16 protein-coding genes, 2 tRNA genes and 1 pseudogene are annotated in these 16,989 nt (G+C 72.5%); 9 read left to right on the top strand and 10 right to left on the bottom strand.

The window, feature by feature from the left end:
- Positions 1–388 precede the first annotated feature (388 nt).
- The 6 genes from ACQP10_RS03430 to ACQP10_RS03405 all read right to left on the bottom strand — a co-directional run bounded on the left by ACQP10_RS03430 (position 389) and on the right by ACQP10_RS03405 (position 4,589).
- Positions 389–1,429, bottom strand: a complete 1,041-nt coding sequence (locus tag ACQP10_RS03430; protein ID WP_389991516.1) for a UDP-N-acetylmuramate dehydrogenase — start codon at positions 1,427–1,429, stop codon at positions 389–391.
- 41 nt (positions 1,430–1,470) lie between these two features.
- Entirely contained in the window at positions 1,471–2,772 is a 1,302-nt protein-coding gene (locus tag ACQP10_RS03425) for a CysS/YqeB C-terminal domain-containing protein (protein ID WP_433540860.1), read from the bottom strand.
- A 217-nt stretch (positions 2,773–2,989) separates the two neighbouring features.
- Complete coding sequence (locus tag ACQP10_RS03420) at positions 2,990–3,418, bottom strand: MaoC family dehydratase (protein ID WP_179820134.1); 429 nt, start codon at positions 3,416–3,418, stop codon at positions 2,990–2,992.
- Position 3,419: 1 nt separating this feature from the next.
- On the bottom strand, positions 3,420–3,866 hold the full coding sequence (locus tag ACQP10_RS03415; protein WP_179820136.1) for a MaoC family dehydratase N-terminal domain-containing protein: 447 nt from the start codon (positions 3,864–3,866) through the stop codon (positions 3,420–3,422).
- A 411-nt stretch (positions 3,867–4,277) separates the two neighbouring features.
- Entirely contained in the window at positions 4,278–4,442 is a 165-nt protein-coding gene (gene rpmG / locus ACQP10_RS03410; protein ID WP_030921771.1) for a 50S ribosomal protein L33, read from the bottom strand.
- A 73-nt stretch (positions 4,443–4,515) separates the two neighbouring features.
- Positions 4,516–4,589 (bottom strand) — tRNA-Met (locus ACQP10_RS03405).
- A 434-nt stretch (positions 4,590–5,023) separates the two neighbouring features.
- Between ACQP10_RS03405 and ACQP10_RS03400 the strand changes: the two genes are divergently transcribed.
- The 4 genes from ACQP10_RS03400 (at position 5,024) to ACQP10_RS03385 (ending at position 8,266) form a co-directional block, all read left to right on the top strand.
- Positions 5,024–5,503 carry a nucleoside deaminase gene (locus tag ACQP10_RS03400; protein ID WP_229811432.1) on the top strand — a complete coding sequence of 160 codons (480 nt, stop codon included), beginning with the start codon at positions 5,024–5,026 and terminating at the stop codon, positions 5,501–5,503.
- A 46-nt stretch (positions 5,504–5,549) separates the two neighbouring features.
- The gene (locus ACQP10_RS03395) at positions 5,550–5,867 is read left to right on the top strand and encodes a hypothetical protein (RefSeq protein ID WP_433540859.1); all 318 of its coding nucleotides are present in this window, start codon (positions 5,550–5,552) and stop codon (positions 5,865–5,867) included.
- A gap of 2 nt (positions 5,868–5,869) precedes the next feature.
- The gene (locus ACQP10_RS03390; protein ID WP_386149324.1) at positions 5,870–6,019 is read left to right on the top strand and encodes a DUF6011 domain-containing protein; all 150 of its coding nucleotides are present in this window, start codon (positions 5,870–5,872) and stop codon (positions 6,017–6,019) included.
- A 654-nt stretch (positions 6,020–6,673) separates the two neighbouring features.
- A complete protein-coding gene (locus tag ACQP10_RS03385) occupies positions 6,674–8,266 on the top strand; it encodes a TROVE domain-containing protein (protein ID WP_433540858.1) in 1,593 nt (530 codons plus the stop codon).
- Between the two features lie 404 nt (positions 8,267–8,670).
- Here ACQP10_RS03385 and ACQP10_RS03380 read toward each other — a convergent pair.
- Positions 8,671–8,746, bottom strand: a tRNA-Thr gene (locus tag ACQP10_RS03380).
- Between the two features lie 211 nt (positions 8,747–8,957).
- Between ACQP10_RS03380 and ACQP10_RS03375 the strand changes: the two genes are divergently transcribed.
- Positions 8,958–9,596: a hemerythrin domain-containing protein gene (locus tag ACQP10_RS03375; protein ID WP_346017791.1), complete on the top strand. Its 639-nt coding sequence runs from the start codon at positions 8,958–8,960 to the stop codon at positions 9,594–9,596.
- 62 nt (positions 9,597–9,658) lie between these two features.
- Here the strand turns inward: ACQP10_RS03375 and ACQP10_RS03370 are convergent, their stop codons facing one another.
- Together ACQP10_RS03370 and ACQP10_RS03365 are read right to left on the bottom strand one after the other, a co-directional pair.
- The gene (locus ACQP10_RS03370; protein WP_433540857.1) at positions 9,659–12,214 is read right to left on the bottom strand and encodes an ATP-binding protein; all 2,556 of its coding nucleotides are present in this window, start codon (positions 12,212–12,214) and stop codon (positions 9,659–9,661) included.
- Positions 12,215–12,357: 143 nt separating this feature from the next.
- Positions 12,358–13,029, bottom strand: a pseudogene (locus tag ACQP10_RS03365) (AfsR/SARP family transcriptional regulator); the annotation flags it as partial.
- Between the two features lie 109 nt (positions 13,030–13,138).
- On the opposite strand from ACQP10_RS03365, the gene ACQP10_RS03360 reads away from it, so the two are divergent.
- Entirely contained in the window at positions 13,139–13,450 is a 312-nt protein-coding gene (locus tag ACQP10_RS03360) for a hypothetical protein (RefSeq protein WP_179820146.1), read from the top strand.
- 171 nt (positions 13,451–13,621) lie between these two features.
- Here ACQP10_RS03360 and ACQP10_RS03355 read toward each other — a convergent pair whose 3' ends face one another.
- Positions 13,622–14,209 carry a TetR/AcrR family transcriptional regulator gene (locus tag ACQP10_RS03355; protein WP_346017793.1) on the bottom strand — a complete coding sequence of 196 codons (588 nt, stop codon included), beginning with the start codon at positions 14,207–14,209 and terminating at the stop codon, positions 13,622–13,624.
- A 77-nt stretch (positions 14,210–14,286) separates the two neighbouring features.
- On the opposite strand from ACQP10_RS03355, the gene ACQP10_RS03350 reads away from it, so the two are divergent.
- The 3 genes from ACQP10_RS03350 to ACQP10_RS03340 all read left to right on the top strand — a co-directional run bounded on the left by ACQP10_RS03350 (position 14,287) and on the right by ACQP10_RS03340 (position 16,737).
- Positions 14,287–15,297 carry an ATP-binding cassette domain-containing protein gene (locus ACQP10_RS03350; RefSeq protein ID WP_433540856.1) on the top strand — a complete coding sequence of 337 codons (1,011 nt, stop codon included), beginning with the start codon at positions 14,287–14,289 and terminating at the stop codon, positions 15,295–15,297.
- The gene (locus tag ACQP10_RS03345) at positions 15,294–16,124 is read left to right on the top strand and encodes an ABC transporter permease (protein WP_433540855.1); all 831 of its coding nucleotides are present in this window, start codon (positions 15,294–15,296) and stop codon (positions 16,122–16,124) included. Before ACQP10_RS03350 ends, ACQP10_RS03345 begins: the two co-directional genes overlap by 4 nt.
- A gap of 79 nt (positions 16,125–16,203) precedes the next feature.
- Complete coding sequence (locus ACQP10_RS03340; protein ID WP_433540854.1) at positions 16,204–16,737, top strand: tetratricopeptide repeat protein; 534 nt, start codon at positions 16,204–16,206, stop codon at positions 16,735–16,737.
- The last annotated feature ends 252 nt before the right edge of the window (positions 16,738–16,989 follow it).

The raw sequence follows: 16,989 nt of genomic DNA, 5'->3' as shown, positions 1-16,989 counted from the left end.
GAAGGGAGCACCCGGGGAGACGGGCACGGCTTCGGCCCGGCAGCAGGTGTGTACGACTGCCAGGCCGAAGGTCTCGTCCGCCCGCATCCGCTCGGATGCCGGGCCCGCGCGACCGGGCGCCGGAGGGCGCCAGTGTGTCGATCACGCGATTGGGACTACTCCCCTTCGGGTGTTTCACCTGACCTTAACAGGTGAAACCCGATGATTGATTCCAGAAAAAGATGGTTTTTACCCGAGGTCGTGCACAGCCGACCGCGGCGTACCGGGCCAGGCGTCGCCGACCCATCCGGTCACATGCCGGACCGTCCGATCACCGGCGAACCCGACCGAAAACAGGCAGACCTGGCCGAGCACCGCGGGCGCGGCGCTCAAAGCCGGTCGCAGTCGGTCACAGTCGGACGCCCACCATGACGGGCTCGTTGACCAGCGTGACGCCGAACCTCTCCCGCACCCCGTCGCGGACCTCCCGGGCCAGGGCGAGCAGGTCGGCGGTCGTGGCCGACAGCTCGGGGTTGGTCAGGGCGAGGGTGTGCTTGGTGGAGATGCGCGCGGCGCCCCGCCGGTACCCCTTGGGGAACCCGGCGTTCTCGATCAGCCACGCCGCCGGCACCTTGACCGACCCGTCCGGCATGTCGAAGCGGGGGAACCCGGGCGCCCGCCGTTCCAGTCCGGCCGCCTCGGCCGCGGACAGCAGCGCGTTGGTGAAGAACGAGCCCGCGCTGCGGCTGTCGGGGTCGGCGGCGTCGAGCACCATCCCCTTGCCCCGGCGCAGTTCCAGCACGGCCTCGCGGGCCCGCGCCACCGGCACCCGCTCGCCGAGAGCGACGCCCAGCCGTACGGACAGCTCACGGTAGGCGACCGGACCGGACAGCCCGCCCACCGCCGGCAGCTCGTAGGTGACGGCGAGGACGACGTATCGTCCGGGTTCCTCCTTGAAGACGCTGTGCCGGTAGGCGAACCGGCACTCGTGCGCGGACAGCTCGGTCACGTCGCCGTTCTTGCGGTCGTAGACCCGGACGCCGACGACGGTCTGCGACACGTCCTGCCCGTAGGCGCCGACGTTCTGGATCGGGGTGGAGCCGACCTGGCCGGGGATGCCGGCCAGGCACTCAATGCCGGAGCGCCCCTCGGCCACCGCGCGGGCGACCAGCGCGTCCCAGTCCTCTCCGGCCTGGACGGTGAGCCGGTCGCCGTCGGCCTCGATCCCGCGGGAGGCGACCCGGACGACCAGCCCGTCGAAGCCGTCGTCGGACACGACGAGGTTGCTGCCGCCGCCGAGCACCAGGACCGGCTCACCGGCCCGGTCCGCGGCGGCGACCAGCTCGACGATCTCCTCCGCCGACCCCGCCTCCGCGAACGCCCCGGCCGGTCCGCCCAGCCCCAACGTCGTGTACGGCGCCAGCCGTACCCCTGCCACCCGCTCAGCCATGCACTTTCCCCAAAAACGCCGGTCCTGGACCCGCGACCAGCCTACGGGGAACCCAACAGCCTCAGCACGCGCTCATAGGTCCGGCGCGACTCGCGCTCGCGGTATTCGGGATCGACGTCGTGGTAACCGCGGTGGCGTCCCTCGTGGACCGGGAGCTCGTCGCCGAGGGCGACGACGTTGCCGGGGATGGTGAGGGAGAACTCCAGGTCGGCGTTGCGGTAGTAGCGCGCCCCGGAGGGGAAGCCGCCCACCGACAGCGCGGCGTCCCGCCGGACCGCGAACAGGTGGCCGAGCACCGCCCGGACGTCACCGGGCCCGGCGTCCTTCCACTCCTGGCGGTCCTCGCCCGGGTCGACGCCCTTCCAGCCCGCGGCGCTCACCTTGTCGCTCAGCGCCCCGACCAGCGGGGTGATCGCGTCGCCGTCGAGGACGGTCGAGGTCTCCATCACCACGTGCACGTCGGAGTCGTCGAGCTCCAGCAGCTTGTTGCGGCTCTCGCCCCAGCCGGCCGTGCCGCCCCGCCAGTGCGGGGTCTCGGCCACGTGCCACGCCTGGATCCGTCCGGGATTGTCGTCGGCGAGCTCCTGCAGGACGGCGCCGGAGCCGTCCACGTCGCCCAGGTCCAGCGCGACGATCTTCGCGTCGGTGTGGGTGAGCAGGGCGCGGACGCACTCGCGCAGGTCGTCGGGCCAGCCGTCCACGACGAGTCCGACCGTGACGGTCGGCGAGGTCATCGGCTTGCGGCCCTCGACCGGGGTGACCTCCTCGTCCACCCGGGAGACCGCCAGGCTTGCGTCCCACAGCAGTTGCGAGGAGACCATGCGCTCGGGGGCGCGTTCGACGTCGTCGGACCGGCCGAGGAGCTCGGCGCCCTCGGGCCGCGGCCGGGGGGCCGCCTCGGCCTCGCCGATCCGTTCGGCGTCGAGCTGCCCCACTCCCTCGGGACGGGCGCCCGGCTCGGCGGCCGCGGCGACCCGTTCGGCGTCGGGCGCGTCGCCCCGGCCGACGTCCGCGGTGCCCGCGGCGGCGTCACGGCCGGTGCCGGCGTCGGTGTCGCGGTTCGTGGACGCGGGGATGCCGTGCCCCTCCGGGCGGAGCCCCGCCTCGGCGGACCGCTCCGGCGGCCTGCCGCCCGCGCCCGTCACCGGTACGGAGCTCACCGTGGGCCAGACCTTGAAGGACGGCCTGGGGGCGAGCTCGAACCCGTCGTCGGTGTCGCGGACGGCCCAGCCCTCGGCTTCGATGTCGTCGCGGAGCGCGTCCGCCCCCGCGTAGTCGCGGTCGGCGCGCGCCCTGGCCCGCCGCTCGGCGAGCTCCGTCACGTGAGGTGGTACATCGCTCATGCCGGGACGCTACCCACGGACCGGGCGAAGTATCGCCCGGCCCGCCCACCGGCGGATCTTTCCGCGCGGCGGGACCGGGACGTGCCCGCCGTACGAACCCGCCGACCTGGAAAAGGCCCGGGACGCCCGCCGTACGGATCCGCCGGCCCCGGAGAAGAACCCGGGACGCCCGCCGTACGGCCCGCGCCCCGGACGATCCGGCGCGGGCCTGGAGCGGTCAGGAGAGCTGGACCACCGCGCGGGCCCGGGAGAGCACGCGGGAGTCGCCGGACCGGGCGGTCAGCCCGACCAGCACGCGCTTGTCGTCGAGCTTCTCCTCGACGACGCCGCTCACCGTGATGGTCGCCCCCTCGTCGTCGTCCGGGACGACGACCATGGAGGAGAAGCGCACGCCGTAGTCGACGACCGCGCCGGGGTCACCGGCCCAGTCGGTGAGGAACCGGCCCGCCTGCGCCATGGTGTACATCCCGTGCGCGATGACGTCGGGCAGGCCGACCGCCTTGGCGAACCGCTCGTTCCAGTGGATGGGGTTGAAGTCGCCGGAGGCCCCGGCGTACATCACCAGGTTGGCTCGGCGGACCTGGTAGTCGGCGGCCGGGATCTCCTGGCCCTGCTCGACCTCGTCGTACCTGACAGTCGCGGCCATCTCAGCTCGCCCCTCCGCGCTCGACGATGGTGTTGTAGGTCGTGCAGACGGACTCGCCGTCGACCGTGGTGACGTCGCTCCTGACCGTGATGAGCTCGTTGCGGCCCACGCTGCGGATGTCGGTCACGGTGGAGACGCTGACCAGCTCGTCACCGGCGTGGATCGGCCGGTGGTACTCGAAGCGCTGCTCGCCGTGGACCACCATGGCGAAGTTCAGGCCCAGCTCGGGGTCGGCCAGGATCGACCCGCCGGAGAGGCTGAACACGATGGGGAAGGTGGGCGGCGCGATCACGTCGGGGTGGCCGGCGGCCTGGGCGGCCTCCCGGTCGCGGTAGACCGGGTTGTTGTCACCGATCGCCGCCGCGAACTCCTTGATCTTCACGCGGCTGACCTCGTAGGGCGGGGAGGGCGCGGACGCCCGACCGACGAAATCACGGTTCAGAGCCATCATGCTCCTTTACGGTTACCGAGCTGGTGAGACCGACGGTAACAAGAGTCCTGCACTCCCGCCCCGTGACCGGTCATCCAGAAACCTAGCCCGGTCCGCGGGCGGCACCGGCTGTCGGGCGCGGTCAACGCCCGGCCGGGAAAGCTGTCCGGACACGACAACCTCCGGATACGACGATCTCCGGACACGACACCGACCGGGCATGACAACCGGCCGGACACGATGATCCGTACGAACGCGGTGACCGCCTCGGACGGGACGACCGCCTCGGGGAGGATGACCGGCCGAACACGACGACCGTCCGGACGCGACGAACCGGCGCCCGATATCGGGACGCCGGTTCGTCGTCGGTATGGAATGCCGCTGAAGCGGGCCTCACCCGGTGGGGACCGGTGGGCCTCGCCGGGAGACCTAGCGGGTCTCGCGGTGCGCCTGGTGCGTCTTGCAGTTGGGGCAGTACTTCTTCAGCTCAAGCCGATCCGGGTCGTTGCGCCGGTTCTTCCGCGTGATGTAGTTGCGGTGCTTGCACTCCTGGCAGGCCAGCGTGATCTTCGGCCTAACGTCGGTGGCAGCCACTTGGGAGTGCCTTTCTACGTTCGGGACTGGGACAACCCACACCGGTGCCCCTGCTGGGAGACCGGGAGGGTAGTAGCGGAGGCCGGACTTGAACCGGCGACACAACGATTATGAGCCGTTTGCTCTGCCTGACTGAGCTACTCCGCCTTGAGGCCGACTGACATCGGCCGACCCCGATAGGATACCCGACCCGCGGAGTGACTGCGCACTCGTGCAGGTCGGGGCACTCTTTTCTGGGTTTCCCCAGTATGACCGCCCGCACGCCGGGAGTCACGGGAGTTTTCCGGCCTCGCGAGCCGCGCCCGGACCGGGCCCCCGCCCATCGGCGGGTCCTCCCTGATCACAGGCCAGGCTACCAGCGGCCGGAGGCCGGCGCGAACCGCCCGGCCCCTCGGACCGGCGCACGGCGGGCGCCCACCGGGCACCGGTCCGGCACCGCGCACCCCGCACGGCCCCGCACCCCCGGAACCCGGGACCGGCGCACGGCGGGCACCCGCCCCGCGAGCCGCCGATCGATAGGATCCGGCCGTACACGATCAAGGAATTCGGCGTGAAGCCGAAGATCCCACCGGGAGGTCACCGTGATCGACGAGACCGAGCTGCGGCACCTGCGCCGCTGCGTGGAGCTGGCCGCCGAGGCCCTGGAGGAGGGGGACGAACCATTCGGTTCCGTGCTCGTCGCCGCCGACGGCACCGTCCTCGGTGAGGACCACAACCGGGTGGCCTCCGGCGACCACACCCGCCACCCCGAGTTCGAGCTGGCGCGCTGGGCCGCGGCGAACATGACCCCCGAGGAGCGGGCGGCCGCGACCGTCTACACCTCGGGCGAGCACTGCCCGATGTGCGCCGCCGCGCACGCCTGGGTCGGCCTGGGCCGCATCGTCTACGTGAGCTCCTCCGAGCAGCTGTCGGCCTGGCTCGCCGAGCTCGGGGTCCCGGCGCCCCCGGTGCGGACCCTGCCGATCCACGAGATCGCCCCGGGCGTCGTCGTGGAGGGCCCGGTCCCCGCCCTGGCGGAACAGGTGCACGACCTCCACCGCCGCTTCCACTCCTCTCGCTGACCGGCCCCTGCGGCCTCGCAGCCCTGCATCCGGAGGCCCACCCCTGATGTCGATCTACGCCACCTGGCTCGCCCTCAACGACGACACCCGGCCGCCTCTCGTCTACCAGGGCTCCCACATCAACCCGGCCCCAGACGATCGCCGCGGCGGGTCCATGACGTTCTGCGCCATCCCCAACCATTGCCACCCCTCGATGCGCGGTACCGACGCGGACGACGGCCCGTCCGTGGACTACGCCCGCCTCCGGGCCACCGAAGACGGCGACGAGGCGAGCGCCATCGTCGTGCTTGACCGCGACCAGATCGCCGAGCTGCGCGACACCCTGACCCGATGGCTGGACAGCCGTGACCCGAGGCCGGCGTGACCATGGCCTCCGACGGGCGGCTCCGCCCACGCAAGTGCCGGGGCCGCCCCAGGCCGCTCACCGATCCCGTGTCGATCGCCTGCGGGTTCGGCCCCGAATGCGCCCGCAAGCGCGGCATCACCACTCCTGCCCCCGCCCGCGCCGCGATGTAAGGGCATCGCCCCGAATCATGCACTGATATTTCGGGTCCTACCTGAAATGCAGGTGCGACACGTCACGGCGATCACTATGGTAGGAAGCGCTTCAGGCGCGAATGGTGACCGGCTGATTCTTTTGCTGAAACAACGCCGGATACCGCTTCTGACCTCTGAGGCTCACAACTGGATACGCACTTCCCCGGTGCGCAGGCTGCGGATACTTCAATGGGAATGATGGGTCGCAGGTTCAAGTCCTGCCCACCCGACCGGATTTTCCGGGTGGTAGCTCAGTCCGGCAGAGCAATCGTGCAAGCCCGTCGCCGACTCTTGATCTCGGGGAAGAACACAACTTGATATGCACCTTCCCGGTGCGCCGACAGCGGTTACTTCGAGGTTCGATTCCTTGCAGCCTCTCCTCTTGAGGCTGTCGCCCATCTGGTGGGCACACCGCCGTCATCTTGATCTCGGGAGGGAACAACTTCAGAGCGCGCCCGGTGCGCAGGCGAGGGCTACTTCCACTGTTAATGGGGTGGTTATCAGTTCGAGTCTGGTCAGGGCTTCGGCCCTGTAGCTCAATCGGCAGAGCACCTACGTACCTTCACCGACTCGACCTCGGGCGTGATCTCCTGAACGAGGCCCCTCTCGATACGCAGAGAGGGGCCTCGTCGCATGTCGAAGTTCAACACCACCACGGTCCGCCCGGCCGTCTCCAGCCCGGTGAAGACCGAGCGGACCCCGACCGGCCGCACCCACGAGGGTGCTCCCGGGTACCTCCGCGACGCCAAGGGCGAACTGTTCCTTCTCGCGGTGTCGAACATGGTCGGAGAGGACACCTTCTACGAGAGGGCCGGCGACCGCGACGACCGCTTCCGGCGCCTCGTCCACCGGGTCGCCGTCGAGGACGGCGAGTGGATGGCCCGCTTCCTGCCGTGGCTCCGCAACGAGGTGAACATGCGGTCCGCTCCGGTCGTCGCCGCCCTGGAATCTGTCAAGGCTCGCCTCGCCGCGGGCGAGCACGGCCTGAACCGTCAGCTCGTCGCCAGTGTTCTGCAGCGCGCCGACGAGCCCGGCGAAGCGCTGGCCTACTGGACGTCCACCCACGGCCGGGCGATCCCCAAGCCGGTCAAGCGCGGTGTCGCCGACGCCGTCCAGCGGCTCTACAACGAGCGGAGCCTGCTCAAGTACGACACCGACTCCAGGAGCTACCGGTTCGGCGACGTCATCGACCTCGTCCACCCGGCACCCCACCCGGACAAGCGGTGGCAGGGCGACCTGTTCCAGCACGCCCTCGATCGGCGTCACAACCGCGACAACGACATCCCGGAGTCGCTCGCCATGCTGCGACGCCGAGCGCACCTCACGTCCATCCCGGTTGCGGAGCGCCGCGCGATCGTGACCGGAGGGGTACGTGACGCTGCCGCTGCGACGCTCGCCGACGCCGGAATGACGTGGGAGGCGCTCGCCGGCTGGCTGCAGGGGCCGATGGACGCCGAAGCGTGGGCCGCGGTCATCCCCTCCATGGGCTACATGGCACTGTTGCGTAATCTGCGGAACTTCGACGAGGCAGGCATCTCCGACGAGATCGCCGGCCGGATCATCGCCAAGCTCGTCGACCCCGACGAGGTCGCCCGGTCGCGTCAGCTGCCGTTCCGCTTCTACTCGGCCTACCGGACCGCCCCGTCGCTGCGGTGGGGCAACGCGCTGGACAAGGCGCTGACGCTGGCCACCGGCAACGTGCCCGCCTTCCCGGGGCGCACGCTGGTGCTGGTCGACACGTCCGGGTCGATGACGTCCGGCGCCATCTCCGCCCGCTCCCAGGTGACGCCGGTCCAGGCCGCGGCGCTGTTCGGCGTCGCACTGGCGGCACGCGGCCAGGTCGACCTGTACGGGTTCGCCGACCACGTCTTCAAGCACGACGTGGCCGAGGGCGGGTCGGTGCTGAGGGAGATGGACCGGTTCCACCGCCGGGTCGGCGAGGTCGGCCACGGAACGCAGATCGCCGCCTCGGTCCGCGCCACCTACAGCGGACACGACAGGGTCATCATCCTGTCGGACATGCAGACCATGTCCGGCTACGGCGGCGACGTCACCGGCGCGGCCCCGAAGCACATCCCCATCTACGGCTTCAACCTGCAGGGCTACCGGCACGCCGCGATGCCCACCGGATCGGGTAACCGCCATGAGTTCGGCGGTTTCTCCGACGCTGTGTTCCGCCTCATTCCACTCCTCGAAGCGGGCCGTGACGCCGCCTGGCCATTCTGAGCAGCGCGTCGACTCGTCCGAAAAGGCGCGACGCGTTACTCCCGATTCCCGGGGATGTATGCCCCCGACCAGGAAGTGATTCCAGGTCGGGGGCTCTTTCGTGCGCGCGGCATCACCCGCGCCGCACCTGACTGTGGCCGGGGCAGGTGTGACCGATGTGACCGGCGGTCCTCGCCGACCACGGCACGGAGGTCTACGACCCACAGGCGCCAGGGCCGGCGCCCGCCGAGTGGCCGCCGGTCCTGCACGGCATGACGCCGCACGAGCCGCGGCGCGGGCCGCGATGTGGATGGCGGTCGGGTTCCCGGTGTCGCGCACCGGCTGAGACCGTGTCGCGAACGTGTCGCAGAACAGCGAACGCCCGGCCCCGCGATCTCGCGGTCCGGGCGATCTTTCCTGCTGGGTGGAGCCCCTTTACGGAATCGAACCGTAGACCTTCTCCTTACCATGGAGACGCTCTGCCGACTGAGCTAAAGGGGCCTGTCCGCTTCGCTTTCGCGCTTGCCGACAGGTGTAACCATACACGGCTCCGGACCAGGATGCGAAATCAAACGGGAGCCGCCCGATCAGGGGGTCCCGGGGGACTTCGCCCCTGAGTGACCTCCTTAAGCGACCGACAAGTAGTCCATAAGTGGATCTCCGCAATCTGGACCGGCGACCCCGTCCGGACCGACCGAGGAGAACCTCCGACATGGCCCCCGAACTTCTTGGCTTCCAGCTCACCCACCGCGCCATGCGGGGCGACACCCGCCGTCTGGCCACGCTGGCGGCGGAGCTGGCCGAAGGCCGTCAGACCGCCGACCCGGCCCGCGCCCGGGCCGTCTCCGAATACGTCAGGGCCCTGTGCGCGGGCATCCACCACCATCACACGATGGAGGACCGCGCCCTGTGGCCCGTCCTCGAGCGGTCCGCCGGGGCCGAGGTGGACCTGCGCGACCTGAGTGACGACCACTCCGCGCTGGACCCGCTGCTGAACGAGATCGACGGCCAGGCCGTCGCGTTCGCCACGACCCGTGACGCCTCCGCTCTGGCCTCGTCGCTGGCCCGGCTCGCCGACATGCTCGACGAGCACATCGAGGAGGAGGAGCGGCTGCTCTTCCCTGTCATCATGAAGTACGTCTCCGCGGCCGACTGGAAGAAGGTCGAGGACGCGGTCCGCAAGGGCACCAAGGCCAGCGTCGAGCTGCCCAAGATCGAGCAGTACGCCCGGCCCGAGGAGCTGGCCCGGCTGCGCAGGCTGGCCGGGCCGGTGCTGTCGGTGCTGCTCGCACTGTTCCGCGGCGGCCACCGCCGCCGGCAGCGACTGGTCTTCGGCCCTCTGGCCGCATGAGCCGGAAGTCGAAGACCGGGAGCCGGGAGCCGGGAGCCGGGTGACCGTACCCGCCCGGCTCGTCACCCGCCCGGACGGATCCCGGCCGAACGGCCGAGGCGGCCCCCGCCCCGGCGGGCCGCCTCGGACGCCCGGACGGCCCAGTGCGGGGAGCCGAGCCGCTCGGCGACCCGCTCCGCCGTGGCGTAGTGGGCGGACCCGTCCCGGCCCAGCGCCTCGGCGAGGTCGCCCAGGACGTGGGCGACCGGCCCGAGGGTGACCGACCCGCAGTGCAGCCCGGCCGCCTCGCCGTCCCAGGGCAGCAGTTCCTCGTAGCACCGCTCGGCCGTCGGCCGGTCGCCCAGCGCGACGGCGTTCTCGGCCCGCAGCGCCGTCTGGATCAGCCAGTAGTAGTCCTTCCTGATCCGCCGGTCCGGCTCCCAGAACGTCCGGGCCTCGTCGAGCCGCCCTTCGGCCACCAGGGCCCGGGTCAGGATCTCCGAGGCGTCGGACGGGACGAGGCGGTACATCGCCATGATCTCCGGGATGTCCTGCGGCAGGCCGCCCGCCAGGCGGGCGACGAAGCGGCCCATGACGCCCGCGCCGGCCGCGTTGGCGCCGCCGGCCGCCGCCATCCGCTCGGCCGCCGCCGCGTAGGACCGCTCGGCCCCCGTGAAGTCGCCCCCGATCAGCAGGAGCAGGGTGTCGAGCATCGACAGCACGCTCAGCGCCAGCCCGAGCTGTCCGCCGGTGGAGTGTTCGAGCGCCCGGTCGGCGTGGTGGCGGGCGGCGGCGAGGTCGCCGCGGCCCAGGCTCACCATGTACAGCGCGTGGTGGCCCTGCATCTCGTAGCCGGGCAGCCCGGCCTCGCCGCCCAGTTCCACCAGTTCCCGGCCCACCGCCTCCAGCTCGTCGCGCCGGTGCGGCGTCAGCAGGACGAAGTAGCGGGCGTTGAGCGCCAGGCAGACCAGCTCGGCGCGGCCCAGCCGCCGGGCCAGCCGCAGCGCCTCGGCGCCGGCCCGCTCGCAGGTGTCGTCGTCGTGCCCCTCCAGTTCGAAGGTGAGGGTGGCGAGCAGCCGGCAGCGGGTCTCGTCGTCGGTCCCGGCGGGGTCCGCCAGCGCCTCCCGGACCGCCGCGACGAACGCCTCGTCGACCTGCCGGTACGGCTGGATCGACCAGGTCACCGGGGCCTCGTAGCAGGTCAGCGCCCGGGTCATGCCGGTGCCGAGCCGCCGCGCCGCCTCCATCGCCCGCTCCCGGTTGCCCCGGGCCGCCATCACGTCGCCCTCGTGGGCCTGGACACCGACCAGGCCGCAGAGCAGGTCGAGCCGCCGGTGGTCGTCGTCGCCTCCGACGAGGTCGAGCGCGCCCCGGTAGAGGAACCCCGCCTCCCGGTAGGCGTGCATGGCCGCCGCCTTCCGGGCCGCCGCCACCACGTACGGCACGGCCCGCCCGGCCGTGCCCGGCGTGGCCGCGGCGAGCGCGTGGTGTCCCAGCGCCGAGACGTCCCCCGGCCGGACCCGCTCCAGCGCGTCGAAGACCCTGCCGTGCAGCCGGGTACGGCGGATGCGGGGGGTGTCCTCGTAGAGCGTCTCGCGCACCAGCACGTGGGCGAACCGGACCCGGCCCGGGGCGGGCTCGTCCAGCAGCCCGGTGAGCACGCCGGCCTCCATCCCCTCCAGCAGCGCGTCCTCGTCGGCGCCCGCCATCGCCAGCAGCACGTCCACGTCCACGTCCCGGCCGATGATCGCCGCGTCCCGCAGCGCGGTCTGGGCCGTGGCGGGCAGCCGGGCGATCCTGCGCCGGATCAGGTCGCGCACCCCGGGCGGCAGCGCCCTGGCCGCCGCCATCCCGTCCGTGCTGATCAGCCGGGCGGTCTCGGACACGAAGAGGGGGTTGCCTCCGGTCCGCTCGGCCACCGTACGGGCGATGACCGGGTCCACGTCCAGCCCGGAGCGCTCCCGCAGCAACCGGGCCACCTCGTCGCCGTCCAGCCCGCCCAGGTCGAGCCGGTGGGTGTCGTGCCCGGCCAGCGCCGCCCAGGTCGCGCCGAGGTGGTCGGTGGCCTCGGCCGGGCGGTAGGTGGCCAGGAACGTGATCCGCTCGGCGGCGGGCCGTACCGCCAGGTGGCGCAGCAGGCCGAGCGTCTCCTCGTCGGCGCGGTGCACGTCCTCCAGGACGACCAGCACGCGGACGTCCTCCCGTACGGCCCGCGCCAGGTAGTCCTCCACCGCCCTGGCGAGGTGGAACCGGCCCGTGGCCGGGGCGTCGTCGGTCAGCAGCGGCGCGAGCCGCGCCGCCACGTCGTCGCCGGGGGGAAGCTCCGCGGTCAGGCGGCGCAGGACCTCGCTCCACGCCCACGCGGGCGGCGCCCCGCCGTCGGTCTCCGGGCACTGCCCGGTGGCGGTCAGCCATCCGCGGCCCGCCAGCCTCCGCGCGAGCGCGCCGGCCAGGGCGCTCTTGCCCGCCCCCGCCTCGCCGCCCAGCCAGACCGTGCTCGGCCCGGGGGTTCCGGCGACGGCTTCCAGCCGGGCGAGCTCCGCCGTACGGCCGACCAGACCGCCCGGTTTCCCCGGCTCCGGGGCGCGCCGCGCGGCAGGGGACGGGGCGGGCGGGTCCCGGCGGGGGAAGACGGCCACCCCCGGCCGTGCGGGGGGACGTCGGAGTCGCGGCGGCGCGGGAGCGCGGCCCGTTCCCGGGGGCGCAGGGAGTCGGCGTGGCGCAGGATGTCGGCCTCCAGCGCGCGCAGCGCGGGCCCGGGATCGACCCCCAGTTCGTCGGCGAGGGTCGCGCGGGCCCGGCGCAGCGCGGCCAGCGCGTCGGCCTGCCGTCCGGCCCGGTAGTGCGCCAGCGCGAGCAGCCGGACGGCGTTCTCCCGCAGCGGATGGGCGCGGACGTGTCGTTCGAGCTCGATCCCGGCCTCGCGGCCGAGCGCCAGCAACGCCTCGGCCCGGTGCTCCACCGCGACCAGGCGCAGTTCCTCCAGCCGCGCCGCCTCCGGTTCGGCCCACCGCTCGTCGGCGAACTCCGCGTAGGCCGGCCCCTGCCACAGGCCCAGTGCCCGGTCCGCGAGGTCGAGCGCCCGGTCCCCGTCGTCCTCGGCGAGGGCGGCCGCGGCCGACTCGATCAGTCCCGGCAGCAGCCAGGCGTCCACCCGCTCCGGCTCCAGGCGGAGGCGGTAGCCCGGCGCGGCGCTGACCAGGACGGTGGCGGGCGCCCGGGGCGGGCGGTCGGGTTCGAGGGCCCTGCGCAGGTTGGACACGTACACCTGGAGGGCGGCCAGGGCTCTGGGAGGGGGCTGCCCGCGCCAGAGGTCGTCGATGAAACGATCGGTGGAGACCACGTGCCCGCCCGCGGCGACGAGCCGGGCCACCACGGCTCGCTGCCGGAAGGGGCCGAGGTCCGCCCGACGACCGTTGATCTCCGCCTGGAGCGGACCGAGAACACGCAACATAGCAGGGGCAGCGTAAGCGGTTCGGATTGCCGATGGATTGACGTCGTCCGGCAGCATGATTCCGTACGGTGCCGGGATTCGGCCCGGGGATTCGACAGCGAGGAGCGAGATGCCGCACGACCGGCGCGTGGAGACGATCCGGGCGCTCGACGAGAGCGACCGGCGGCACTGGTACTGGCACGGCGTGGACGGCGACGGCCACGTGTGGCTGTTCGAGGCCGTCATCGACGACGGCGGGGAGTACTGGCCGGTCAGGCATGCCGAGCTGGGGTCCGATGGGGTGGCCAGAAGGTACTCGTGGCGGCACATCGAGGACGAGCACGGCTTCCTGGCCGAGGGCCCGATCTATCCCGACGACTTCGGCCTGAACCAGGTGACCGCCGAGGAGTTCGCCACGCTGTGGGCCGCGTTCGACCGCTGACGCGCCGGACGGCGACGACGGGAGGCGGAATCCGGCGGGGGCCCGGAAACCGGTGACGAGACGCGATGACCGGTGACGGCAGGGGGCGGGCCCGGGCGGGGGCCCGGAAACCGGTGACGGAGCACGGGCGGAGAGAGAGGAGACAGGTCGCGGAGGAGGAGACGGGGGACCTCACCTCTTTCCGGTGACGACTCCGTTCTCGAAGGTCCGGATCACGGTCGAGGTGACGCCGTGGCGGGGCAGCTGCCCCTTCTCGGCCGCCTCCCAGCCGGTGTAGACGAGCGCCCAGAGCACCTGCTGGATCCACTCCGCGCCGACTTCGGGGTCGAAGACCCCCTCGGCCTGGCCGCGTTCGATGAGGCCGATCGTGGTCGGCACCGACGGGTCGGGCTCGAACGGGTCGGGTTCGGAGCAGCCCGCCTCCTCCAGCACGTGCGGGTCGCCGAACAGGAACGCCAGCCGGTCGCCGACGTCCACCATGGCCGCGATCAGTCGGCGCATGGCCTCCAGCGGCGGCCCCTGGTCGATCGCCGCCTCCGCCGTCGACCGCTCGACCACCCGGAAGGAGTCGGCGACGGCCGCGTCGACGAGCACCTTGCGGTCGGGGAAGTAGCGGTGCAGCGTGCTGCGGCCGACCTGGGCGGCCTCGGCGATGTCGGCCAGGGTGGCGCCGCGGTCGCGGGCGAGGACCGAGGCCGCGGCGCCGAGGATGGCGCGGCGCGTGCGGCTGCGGGTTCCGGACTCCGGGGTGTCGCTCACCTGCGAAGAGTAGCATCACGCCCCATAAAGAGATTTCGGCGCTTGTTTTTGAGACATTGAAGTCCCATTATGGAGCAATGACATCCTTCGCAGTCGTCGCCGAGGGGTTGCGCAAGCGCTACGGCGACGCCGACGCCCTCGACGGATTCGACCTGACCGTGCCGGAGGGCACGGTGTACGGCCTGCTCGGGCCGAACGGTGCCGGGAAGACCACGGCCGTCCGGATCCTGACCACGCTGCTGCGCCCCGACGCGGGCCGCGCCGTCGTCGCCGGGTTCGACGTGGTCACGCAGCCCGACCGGGTACGGCACGCCATCGGCCTGGCCGGGCAGCAGCCGACCGTGGACGAGATCCTCACCGGCCGGGAGAACCTGGAGATGTGGGGGCGGCTCCGCCACCTCGACGCGGCCGCCGCCCGCCGCCGGGCCGGGGAACTGCTGGAGCGGTTCGGGCTGGCCGAGGCGGCCGGGAAGCGGGTCAAGCACTACTCCGGCGGCATGCGCCGCCGCCTCGACCTGGCCGCCGCCTTCGTCCTGGCCCCGCGCGTGCTGTTCCTCGACGAGCCCACCACCGGGCTGGACCCGCGCAACCGCAACGAGGTGTGGCAGACCGTACGCGGCCTGGCCGAGGCGGGCAGCACGGTGCTGATGACCACGCAGTATCTGTTCGAGGCCGACCGGCTCGCCCATCGGATCGCGGTGGTCGACGCGGGCCGGGTGATCGCCGAGGACACCCCCGAGCGGCTCAAGTCCACGGTCGGCGGCGACCACCTCGACCTGGTCCTGCGCCACGCCGCCGACCTGGCCGAGGCCGCGCGCGTCCTGGCCGGGGCCGCCGGCGCCGAACCGGTGGCCGACCACGACACCCGGCGCCTGACCGTCCCCGTCCGCGACCGGATCGGCGCCCTGACACGGATCATGCGGGAGCTGCAGGAGCGCGGCGTCGAGGTGGAGGACGTCACCCTGCGCCGCCCGACGCTGGACGAGGTGTTCCTCAGCATCACCGGCACCACCGGCACCACCGGCGTCACCGGCGTCACCGGCGTCACCGGCGTCGCCGATGTCGCCGGGGAGAGGACCGTGGCATGACCGCCCTCCCCCTCGCCCCCGCGCTCCCCCGCACGCGCCGCGAGCGGCTGCGCTGGACGCTGACCGACGGGTGGACGATCGCCCGGAGCAACCTCGTCCACTGGACGCGCAACCCCGCCGCCGTCCTCAACGCGCTGCTGTACCCGATCGTGATGGTGCTGCTGTTCGGCTACGTCTTCGGCAGCGCGATGAACGTCGCCGGGGGCGGCGACTACCGCGAGTTCCTGATGCCCGGGATGTACGCCCAGTCGATGACCATGGGCGTGATGACCACCATGATCATCATCGCCACGAGCTCCGCCCGCGGCGTCACCGACCGGTTCCGCTCGATGCCGGTCTCCCAGGCCGCGGTGGTGCTGGGCCGCTCCTTCGCCGACATGGTCAACTCCGTGCTGGAGCTGGCCGTCCTGCTCGCCTGCGGCCTGGTGGTCGGCTGGAGCTGGCACCGGGGCGCGGGCGCCGCCCTGGCCGCCGTCGGACTGCTGCTCCTGTTGCGCTTCGCGCTCATCTGGGTCGGCATCTACGTCGGGCTGGCGCTCACCCCCGAGTCGGCGAGCGCGGCCTGGATGCCGCTGCTGCCGATCACCATGCTCGCCAACACCTTCGTCTCCCCCGCCCTGATGCCCGGCTGGATGAGGGTGATCGCCGAATGGAACCCGCTGTCGGCCACGGTGGCCGCCTGCCGGGAGCTGTTCGGCAACCCGGGCTGGGGCGGCGACTCCTGGGCCGCCCAGCACGCGCTGTGGCTGGCGATCGGCTGGCCCGTGCTGATCACGCTGGTCTTCCTGCCGCTGTCGGCACGCCGCTACCGGCGGCTGAACCGCTGATCCACCGCTCCGGCGGCCCGAGGACATCGCCGAGGCCGCGGCCATGGTCCCGGGCGGGGAGCGGCATAGCCTGTCCCCCGTGAGCATCGAGGTGACCTATGACGAACGCCTCCGCGCCGTCCCGGTCGATCGGGAGGCCTACGCCGCCATGGTCGGCGGGCTGAAGGCGGACCTGGCGCGGCTGGACGCGGAGGGGGCGGCCGATCCGTCCGAGGTGTTCCGGCTGCTGCGGCGCGTCGGTTTCGGCCTGGTCGTCCTCGGCGAGCACGGCGAGGCCGTCTCCCACCTGGAGCGCGCGCTGCTCCTGGCGGAGAACCCCGCCGCGCTGACGGCCGTACGGATCAACCTCGCCGACGCCCACCGCCACGCGGGCGACCTCGGCCGCGCCGAGCCGCTCTACCTGGAGGCGCTCGCGATCGCCCCGCCGGACATGCGCGACTTCGCCCTCCAGCACCTGGCCAAGCACCGCATCGACCAGAACCGCCTGGACGAGGCGGAGACCCTGCTCCGCGAGGCGCTGGAACTGCGCGAGGCCAAAGGGGACCCGGAGCTGATCGCGTCGACGGAACTGGCCCTCGCCCATTGCCGCCGCCACACCGAGAACCCGGACTGAGACCTCCGGACGGCGTTCCCGTCCGCTCGGAGGTCTCATTCGGCCACCGGCGCGGCAGGCGACGCTTCGGCTCCGTTCCCCGGCTCTCCTTCGCGCGGGAGGCTTCGGCGCGGGCGAATACGGCCGGACTCGGTGGCGCTTCCCGTGACCTACCTGGTGGGGTGCGTCCGACTACCGTCGCGTTGACGGATTTGCCGCGAAGAGGATCGGCCTAATTTCGGTGGCACCTGAAAGAACACCGAAAGGGGCAGG

The organism is Streptosporangium sandarakinum, assembly GCF_050942225.1.
GTDB lineage: Bacteria > Actinomycetota > Actinomycetes > Streptosporangiales > Streptosporangiaceae > Streptosporangium > Streptosporangium nondiastaticum.
Note: the sequence above shows the minus strand (reverse complement) of the source record. Positions and strands in the feature narration are given on the sequence as shown.